Annotated in this window: 2 protein-coding genes; both read left to right on the plus strand. The window is 68.6% G+C overall.

Translation table 11 applies throughout. The features are described 5' to 3' along the window. The coding region (locus QZV97_RS20815; protein WP_295647323.1) for an ABC transporter substrate-binding protein at positions 1-942 on the plus strand (942 nt) is incomplete at its 5' end. Continuing rightward, on the plus strand, positions 939-2,037 hold a 1,099-nt coding region (locus QZV97_RS20820; RefSeq protein ID WP_295647325.1), incomplete at its 3' end, for an ABC transporter substrate-binding protein. The genes QZV97_RS20815 and QZV97_RS20820, both read left to right, overlap by 4 nt.

Consider the following 2,037-nt stretch of genomic DNA (forward strand, 5'->3'; position numbering starts at 1 on the left):
TTCCTGAACCAGGAGCACGACGTCATCGAGGAGGTGCCGCCCGAGTTCTCGGACCTGGTGATGCCCAACGCCGAACTCGCGCCCAACCTGAAGAAGCAGGACATCCTGATGGTGCGCTACCAGCGCTCGGACGTGCACATGACCTACTTCGGCATGGAGCATCCGGTGGTCGGCGGCTACACGCCCGAGAAGGTGGCGCTGCGCCGCGCGATCGCGCTGGCGGTCGACGTCGACAAGGAGATCCGGCTGGTGCGCAAGAGCCAGGCGATCCCGGCCCAGGGCCCGATCGGCCCGGGCACCTTCGGCTACGACCCGGCGCTGCGCAGCGAGATGGGCCAGTACAACCTGTCGCGCGCCAAGGCCCTGCTCGACCTCTACGGCTACGTCGACAAGGATGGCGACGGCTGGCGCGACCAGCCCGACGGCTCGCCGCTCGAGCTGGAGTACGCATCCGAGCCCGACCAGTTCAAGCGCGCGCTGGCCGAGCAGTGGAAGAAGAACATGGACGCGCTCGGCCTGCGCTTCGTCGTGCGGCTGTCGCAGTGGCCCGAGAACCTGAAGGCCTCGCGCGCCGGCAAGCTGATGATGTGGATCGTCGGCTGGAGCGTCAGCTCGCCCGACGGCGACGGCTTCCTGCAGCTGGCCTACGGGCCGAACAAGGGACAGGCCAACCACGCGCGCTTCAACCTGCCGGCCTTCGACGAGGTCTACCGCCGCCAGAAGCGGCTGCCCGACGGCCCGGAGCGCCAGGCGGCGATGGACGAGGCGCAGCGGCTGCTGATCGCCTACATGCCCTACAAGATCCACGTGCACCGCATCTTCACCGACCTGGCCCATCCCTGGATCGTCGGCTACCACCGCAACGTCTTCATGCGCGAGTTCTGGCAGTACGTCGACGTCGATCCGGCGGTCGCCGCCACGCACCGGAAGCAGGACCGATGAGAACGATCGCGCTGCTGGCCGCCGCGGCCTTCGTCCTGGCCGCGCCCGCGTCCGTCGCCGCCGCGTCCGAGGCCGGCACGCCGAAGGTGCTGCGCTATGCCTTCCGCATCGCCGAGACCGGCTTCGATCCGCCGCAGATCTCGGACCTGTACTCGCGCACCATCGCCGCCAACATCTTCGACGCGCCGCTGCAGTACGAATTCCTGGCGCGTCCGGTGCGCGCGCGGCCCAACACGGCGGCGGCGATGCCGGAGATCTCGGCCGACTACAAGACCTTCACCTTCACGATCCGTCCCGGTATCTACTTCTCGGACGACCCCGCCTTCAAGGGCGTGAAGCGCGAGCTGGTGGCGCAGGACTACGTCTATTCCATCAAGCGCCACTACGACCCGAAGAACAAGAGCGCGAACCTCTACGGCTTCGAGAACGCCAACCTCCTGGGCCTGGGCGAGCTGCGCCAGCAGTCGCTGAAGACCGGCAAGCCCTTCGACTACGACCGCGAGGTCGAGGGCCTGCGCGCGCTGGACCGCTACCGCTTCCAGATCCGCATCGGCAACGCCGATCCGCGCTTCATCAACGACCTGACCGACGCTTCGGTCGTCGGCGCCGTCGCGCGCGAGGTGGTCGAGTACTACGGCGACAAGATCACCGAGCACCCGGTCGGCACCGGGCCGTTCCGGCTGGCCGAGTGGCGGCGCGCCTCGAAGATGGTGCTGGAGCGCAACCCGAACTACCGCGACGAGTTCTACGACGAGGAGGCGCCCGCCGGGGACCCGATCGCCGAGGCCGCCGCGGCGCGGCTCAAGGGCCGCAAGCTGCCGATGGTCGACCGCGTCGAGGTGAGCATCATCGACGAGAACCAGCCGCGCTGGCTGGCCTTCCTGAACGCCGAGCAGGACCTGGTGGAAGAGGTGCCGCCCGAGTACGCCGACCTCGTGATGCCCAACGCCCGGCTCGCGCCCAACCTGGTGAAGCGTGGCATCCAGATGGTCCGCTACCAGCGCGCCGACGTGTCGGTCTCCTACTTCGCGATGGAGAATCCGGTGGTCGGCGGCTACACGCCCGACAAGGTGGCGCTGCGCCGCGCGATCGCGC

It is taken from the genome of uncultured Methylibium sp. (assembly GCF_902826655.1).
Lineage (GTDB): Bacteria > Pseudomonadota > Gammaproteobacteria > Burkholderiales > Burkholderiaceae_C > Methylibium.